The sequence below is a fragment of the Clostridium sp. genome, assembly GCF_016650035.1.
Classification (GTDB): Bacteria; Bacillota; Clostridia; order Clostridiales; family Clostridiaceae; genus Clostridium_AD.
Window position 1 is genome coordinate 36037 of the sequence record NZ_JAENWM010000029.1, and the last position, 6072, is coordinate 42108.

Consider the following 6072-nt stretch of genomic DNA (forward strand, 5'->3'; position numbering starts at 1 on the left):
ATGATATCAGCAGGTGATATACGAAAAGGAACTACATTTGATGAGGGTGGACAAGTATATACAGTTATTGACTTTTTACATGTTAAACCTGGTAAGGGAGCAGCATTTGTAAGAACTAAATTAAGAAACGTAATTAATCAAGGGGTTACAGAAAAAACATTTAGCCCAACTACAAAATTGCAAGAAGCTGTTATAGAAAGAAAAGAAATGCAGTATTTATATTCAGCGGAAGGATTATACTACTTCATGGATCAAGAAACATATGAACAAATACCGCTTAACTACGAAAAAGTTGAAGGTGCTATAAAATACTTAAAAGAAAATATGTTTGCTGTTATAAAATTTTATAAGAATGATGCTTTCTCAGTAGAAGCTCCAAACTTTGTAGAACTTGTTATAACTAGTACCGAACCAGGGGTTAAAGGTAATACTTCTTCAAGTGCAACAAAACCAGCTACTGTAGAAACAGGAGCAATAGTTCAAGTTCCAATGTTTGTTAATGAGGGTGAAACTATTAGAATAGATACCAGAAATGGTGATTATATGTTAAGAGTATAAATTTTTCAAAAGAACCTATATGGTTCTTTTTTTTTATTCTTTTTTTGAAAGTCAATACATATATTATGTAAAATGAATGGTACTTGGATAAAAAGTTTTCAATTTATATGGCATATTTTACAGGTTAGTAAAATAGAAATTATATATGAGAGGGTGATAAAAATGTTAGATACAAAAGAGTTATTTGAAATACTGCCAAAAACCATTAGAAGCAAATTGGAACAGATTCCTAATTTGCAAAAGCTTCAAGAACTTAGAATAAAAATAAACAAGCCTTTGTTTATTCATATTGGCAACAAAGAAGAAATTTGGGAATATATTGCAACGAGCGAAGACATAAAATATATTATGCAGAGAATAAGCAATTACTCAATATATGCTTTTGAAGACGAAATTAGACAGGGATATATAACTATAAAAGGTGGACATAGAGTTGGATTATGTGGGATTTGTGTTATTGAAAACAATAGCATAAAAACTATTAAAGATATTTCATCTATTAACATAAGAGTATGCAAAGAAGTTATTGGTTGTGCTGATAGAGTAATCCCTTATATTATCCACGATAATTCAGTTTACAATACAATAATTATATCGCCCCCTAAATGTGGCAAAACTACGCTGCTTAGGGATATTTCAAGAGTTATTTCAGATGGGAATAAAGATAAAAACTTTAGCGGTAAAAATGTTTCTATAATTGATGAAAGATCGGAAATAGCGGGTTCGTTTAAAGGAATACCACAGATGGATGTGGGTGTACGATCAGATATACTAGATAATTGCCCTAAGAGCGAAGGAATTATGATGGCAATTAGAAGCATGTCCCCTGATGTTATAGTTTGTGATGAAATTGGTACCCAAAAGGATATAGAAAGTATTTTAATGGCATTAAATTCTGGTATTAGTTTAGTCACAACTATTCATGGATTTGGTATTGATGATTTGTATAAGCGGCTAGTTTTTAAAGATATCGTGGAAAACTTTGTCTTCGCGCGAGGCATAGTACTTAGTAATAAAAAAGGAATTGGAACAATTGAAAGCATTTATGATTTTACTCTTGGGAAAGATTTATGGAGGCCAAGCTATGATTAAAGTAATTGGATGTGCGGTAATTATTGGTGCTTCAAGTATGGTTGGATTTATATACAGTGAGAAGTTAAAATATAGAGTTTATCAGTTAAATGAAATTCATAGAGCAATTCATCAACTACAAAATGAAATTACTTATGTACATGCTCTTTTGCCGGATGCTTTTAAAAGTGTAGCACAAAAAAGTAAGGAGCCAATAAAGGAGCTTTTTAATAGGACTAGTGAATTACTCGTAAACAATGAATATGAAAATGTTTATGAGGCCATGAATAGTGCATTAAATGCTATTAAAAGCAAATTATATCTAAACTTTGATGATATAAATGTTATTTTAGACCTATCTAAAACGCTAGGTGAATCTGATATTGAAAGTCAAAATAGTATATTTATACTTACTATAGCAAATTTAAAAAAACAAATTGTGATATCTGAAGAATTTATGAGTAAGAACATAAAAATGTATAGAGCTTTAGGTTTTTCTTTTGGAGCAATGCTGGTTATAGCCTTAATATAGGGAGGAGGTTTTTAAATGTTAGATGTTAGCTTGCTATTCAAAATAGGGGCAACGGGTATTCTAATTATTATTATTGATAAGGTTTTAAAAAGTGGTGGTAAAGATGATCTTGCTGTAGTTGCTAATTTAGCTGGAGTGATAATAATTCTTATGATGGTGATAAATCTAGTAAATAAATTATTTACCTCAGTAAAAACACTGTTTCAGTTTTAGGACATGGAGTGGTAATGATACATTTAAGGAGGTCATTATGGACATGATTAAAATTGTTGCATTTGCTTTCACGGCACTCTTTATTGTGCTTATATTTAAGGGCAGAAGAGATGATCTAGCGATTCAGGTTAGCATTGCAGCAGGAATATTAATATTTTTGTTTATGGTAAATAAACTTACAATAATAATGAGCTTTTTACAAACATTGGCAAATAAAGCCAATATAGATGTTGTGTATTTAAACACAGTTTTCAAAATACTTGGGATTGCCTATTTAGCTTCTTTTTGTAGTGAAATATGTAGGGATGCTGGAGAGAATAGTCTTGCAGGTAAGGTAGAATTCGCTGGCAAAATATTTATATTGGTCCTTGCAATACCTATTTTAATGGCAGTAATGCAATCTATTCTAAAAATAATGTAGAGGTATAATATGAAAAAAATATTAGTGGTTATATTATTATTATTATTATGTTTACCTATTAGTGTACAAGCTACTGAAACAGGTGAAATAGGTGGAAAAAGTAACATAGGAGACATAGGAGACATAGGACAGATAGAACAAAATGAAATAAATAATTTATATGATTATATTACTAAGATAAAAACGGAAAATGAAATACTAAATGATATGGATCCTGGAACTTTTGTAAAAGGATTTTTGAGAACTGGTGAAAATGGTCTTAGTTTTAAAAAGATATCTAATTATGTTATACGATTCTCATTTAAAGAAGTTATTGCATCGATGCAATTAATTGGAAGCCTTATAATTATTGCTATTGTATGCTCACTTCTCCATAATCTTCAAAGTGCCTTCGATAATGAAAGTCTATCTAACATTGCTTATTTTGCATGTTACGGTGTAATGATAGTGCTGATAACTAAAAGCTTTTATGTAGTAGTAGAGCTAGCTAGAGTTACAATTTTTAATATGACAGATTTTATGGTAGCTCTTATGCCAGTACTCATGATGCTACTAGCTAGTGTGGGAGGATTTGCAGAGGCAACTTTACTTGATCCTGTGATAATGGGGTTTGCAACTATAAGTTCTAGAATTTATGTGGATATTATTATCCCTATAATATTTATGAGCTTTGTACTACAGTTTGTAAATAATATATCTGGTGATTATAAAATAAATAATTTGACAAAGATTTTAAAACAAATTGCTATTTGGATACAGTTAATAGTGCTTACACTTTTTATTGGCGTAATTACTTTAAGAAGCATAGCAGCTTCAACCATAGATCAAGTTACTATAAAAACAGCGAAATTCGCAGTAGATAATTTTATACCGGTAGTTGGAAAAGCACTGTCTGATGCAATTTCTACAGTAGCTGGATACTCGCTTCTTCTAAAGAACGCCATAAGTGGACTGGGACTAGTTATTATTATAATAATAGTTTTATTCCCCATTATTAAATTATTAATTATGGCTTTTTTATATAAAATTGCAGCTGCACTAATCGAACCAATAAGTGACAAACGCACAGTAGAGTGTATAAATTCAGTAGGAGATTCTATTCTGCTTTTAATGTCTTGCGTTATCTCAGTAAGTATAATGTTTTTTATAATGATTGCAATAGTAGCCTCAACCGGAAGAAGCATAATGGGTTAAAATTTAATGTAACTTATTTATAAAGGAGGTGGTGATAATTTGATAGAGTTATTAAAAGTCTGGGTAACAAATATAACTATTGCTGTATTTTTTATTACTGCAGTGGAGATGATCTTGCCAGATAATAATATAAAAAAATATGCTAAATTTGTATTAGGACTCATATTAATTGTGGTAATAATAAATCCTTTAATGAAAATTCTTGACAAAAACTTTGATTTATATTCGTATTCCAATAAAGCTACAAGTTATATGGAGAGTAGTACTCCAGCTACAGATATTAAAAAATACAAAGATATTAACATAATAAAGACGTCTGATAATTTTAAAAATAATTTGGAAAAAGAATGTATTACAGATTTGCAAGAGGCTTTTCCAGAAAACAAGTACAATGCTGATATAGAAATTGTGTATGATGATAGTGATTCGCAGTTCAATATTAATAAGATGGAAATTGGAATTGCAGAAGGCGGTGTTAAAAATATAAGTAAAATAAAAATAGATACAACCAGTGTTAATGCATCTAAAAGGACCATTTTGAATGGAGAGGAAGGTGACAAAATAAAGAGCCGATTAAGTAGTAAATTTCAAATATCAAAAGATGTTATTATTGTCTATAAATTAGATTCATAAAACCTATGCACAGTAATTTATATATACCAAAAATGATGAAAGAGGAGGATTTCTATGAATAATGATAATTTGCTTAGTAAATTTACTGAGTTCATTAAAACAAAATTGAATAGTGGAAATGACAATAACAAAAACAGTAGTAGCAAAAAATCCGATAAGATGTTAGCAAACTTAGTCCTATTAATTTTAGTGGCAGTTGTAATAGTTTTAGCCAGTAGCTTTTTTAAATCGGGAAGTTCAACTACAACAGCCATCGATGAATCGCAGCAGGATAAAACTTCTAGTGAAAATAACCCGATTCAATTAACAGATTATGAATCACAACTAGAACTTAAGCTTAAATCAACACTTGAAGGTATTCAGGGGGTTGGAAAGGTACAACTGATGATCTATTTTGAGAGTGGAGAAGAAAGTGTTCCTGCGATAAATATTAATGATTCTAAAAGTGACACAGTTGAAAATGATACTGGAGGAGGAAAACGAAACATCACTCAAGAAAATAGTGGAAGAACAGTGGTTATGTCTAATAATGGAAACGAAAATCAGCCGCTAATTGTAAAAACATTCAAGCCGACTATTACAGGTGTCTGCGTCGTGGCGGAAGGTTCAAACGAAAAAGTTACGGAACTTAGGATTAGACAGGCGGTAATTAACTTATTTAATTTGCCTGAAAGTAAAGTTAATGTATATCCTATGAATAATTAGCATATAATTTCTTAGAAAGGTAGATGGGGGGAAAATATTATGAACAAAAAACAATCAGGTATAATATTAACGTTGGTAGTACTAATAGTGTGTGCAGGATATCTTGCAACAAAGGTGAATGGACCGTTATATGTAAATGATAATGATTTTAACAATGAGAAGACTGCAATATCCTTAAAAGAAACAAAAACTTCTTCAACTTTCTTTGAGGAAGCCAAATTATCAAAAGTTGCAATGGCTAACAGGACTCTTCAAACATTTCAAGATTTAATAGATGATGCAAATACTCCAGAAGCACAAAAGTCAAAGGCGGCAGATCAGTACTTAAGTCTATCCACAGCTTCTCAGAATGAAGCAGACATAGAACTTGCACTTAAAGCTCAAGGGTATGAACAATCATTGTGCAGTATAAATGATGATTTAGTGGAAATACTAGTTAAAACTGACAAAACAGCACTTTCACAAGAAGAACTTCGTAAGATCCAAGATGCTGTTATGAGCAAAGTTAAATTAGAAAAAATAGAAATTAAGATCCAAGAATAGTATTTGTAAATCGAATATTTATCTGCTATAATAGAAGAAGTGTTATCATGTTTTACCTAAGCTGAGTACTCACGGAAACTAATAAATAAAACTTGAATTTGTTTTGAGTTGTATAGAATTATAAAATTTAATGATATTAGAGCGGTTTGTAATAAAAACAGGTATAGCAAACAAGCCTGCACGGTGCAAGAATTTTTAAAAA

At 30.5% G+C, this 6072-nt stretch carries 9 protein-coding genes; all 9 read left to right on the forward strand.

Annotated features, from left to right (window positions below):
- The gene (efp, locus tag JJD95_RS08925) at positions 1-558 is read left to right on the forward strand and encodes an elongation factor P (protein WP_291642491.1); all 558 of its coding nucleotides are present in this window, start codon (positions 1-3) and stop codon (positions 556-558) included.
- Between the two features lie 162 nt (positions 559-720).
- On the forward strand, positions 721-1650 hold the full coding sequence (spoIIIAA, locus tag JJD95_RS08930; RefSeq protein WP_291642494.1) for a stage III sporulation protein AA: 930 nt from the start codon (positions 721-723) through the stop codon (positions 1648-1650).
- Complete coding sequence (gene spoIIIAB, locus JJD95_RS08935; protein WP_291642496.1) at positions 1643-2161, forward strand: stage III sporulation protein SpoIIIAB; 519 nt, start codon at positions 1643-1645, stop codon at positions 2159-2161. Before spoIIIAA ends, spoIIIAB begins: the two co-directional genes overlap by 8 nt.
- A gap of 15 nt (positions 2162-2176) precedes the next feature.
- Positions 2177-2374 carry a stage III sporulation protein AC gene (spoIIIAC, locus tag JJD95_RS08940; RefSeq protein WP_291642499.1) on the forward strand — a complete coding sequence of 66 codons (198 nt, stop codon included), beginning with the start codon at positions 2177-2179 and terminating at the stop codon, positions 2372-2374.
- A gap of 37 nt (positions 2375-2411) precedes the next feature.
- Entirely contained in the window at positions 2412-2795 is a 384-nt protein-coding gene (spoIIIAD, locus tag JJD95_RS08945) for a stage III sporulation protein AD (RefSeq protein ID WP_291642501.1), read from the forward strand.
- A gap of 9 nt (positions 2796-2804) precedes the next feature.
- The gene (spoIIIAE, locus tag JJD95_RS08950; protein WP_291642503.1) at positions 2805-3989 is read left to right on the forward strand and encodes a stage III sporulation protein AE; all 1185 of its coding nucleotides are present in this window, start codon (positions 2805-2807) and stop codon (positions 3987-3989) included.
- Positions 3990-4028: 39 nt separating this feature from the next.
- Positions 4029-4622 (forward strand): stage III sporulation protein AF, encoded by a 594-nt coding sequence (spoIIIAF, locus tag JJD95_RS08955; protein ID WP_291642505.1) that lies wholly within the window; start codon positions 4029-4031, stop codon positions 4620-4622.
- Between the two features lie 54 nt (positions 4623-4676).
- Positions 4677-5327, forward strand: coding sequence for a stage III sporulation protein AG (spoIIIAG, locus tag JJD95_RS08960; RefSeq protein ID WP_367114795.1), 651 nt, complete (start codon positions 4677-4679; stop codon positions 5325-5327).
- Positions 5328-5366: 39 nt separating this feature from the next.
- On the forward strand, positions 5367-5870 hold the full coding sequence (locus tag JJD95_RS08965; protein ID WP_291642507.1) for a SpoIIIAH-like family protein: 504 nt from the start codon (positions 5367-5369) through the stop codon (positions 5868-5870).
- The last annotated feature ends 202 nt before the right edge of the window (positions 5871-6072 follow it).

Coding starts and splice junctions, on each gene's coding strand:
- efp (WP_291642491.1), top strand. CDS start 1: ATGATATCAGCAGGTGATATACGAAAAGGAACTACATTTGATGAGGGT.
- spoIIIAA (WP_291642494.1), top strand. CDS start 721: ATGTTAGATACAAAAGAGTTATTTGAAATACTGCCAAAAACCATTAGA.
- spoIIIAB (WP_291642496.1), top strand. CDS start 1,643: ATGATTAAAGTAATTGGATGTGCGGTAATTATTGGTGCTTCAAGTATG.
- spoIIIAC (WP_291642499.1), top strand. CDS start 2,177: ATGTTAGATGTTAGCTTGCTATTCAAAATAGGGGCAACGGGTATTCTA.
- spoIIIAD (WP_291642501.1), top strand. CDS start 2,412: ATGGACATGATTAAAATTGTTGCATTTGCTTTCACGGCACTCTTTATT.
- spoIIIAE (WP_291642503.1), top strand. CDS start 2,805: ATGAAAAAAATATTAGTGGTTATATTATTATTATTATTATGTTTACCT.
- spoIIIAG (WP_367114795.1), top strand. CDS start 4,677: ATGAATAATGATAATTTGCTTAGTAAATTTACTGAGTTCATTAAAACA.
- JJD95_RS08965 (WP_291642507.1), top strand. CDS start 5,367: ATGAACAAAAAACAATCAGGTATAATATTAACGTTGGTAGTACTAATA.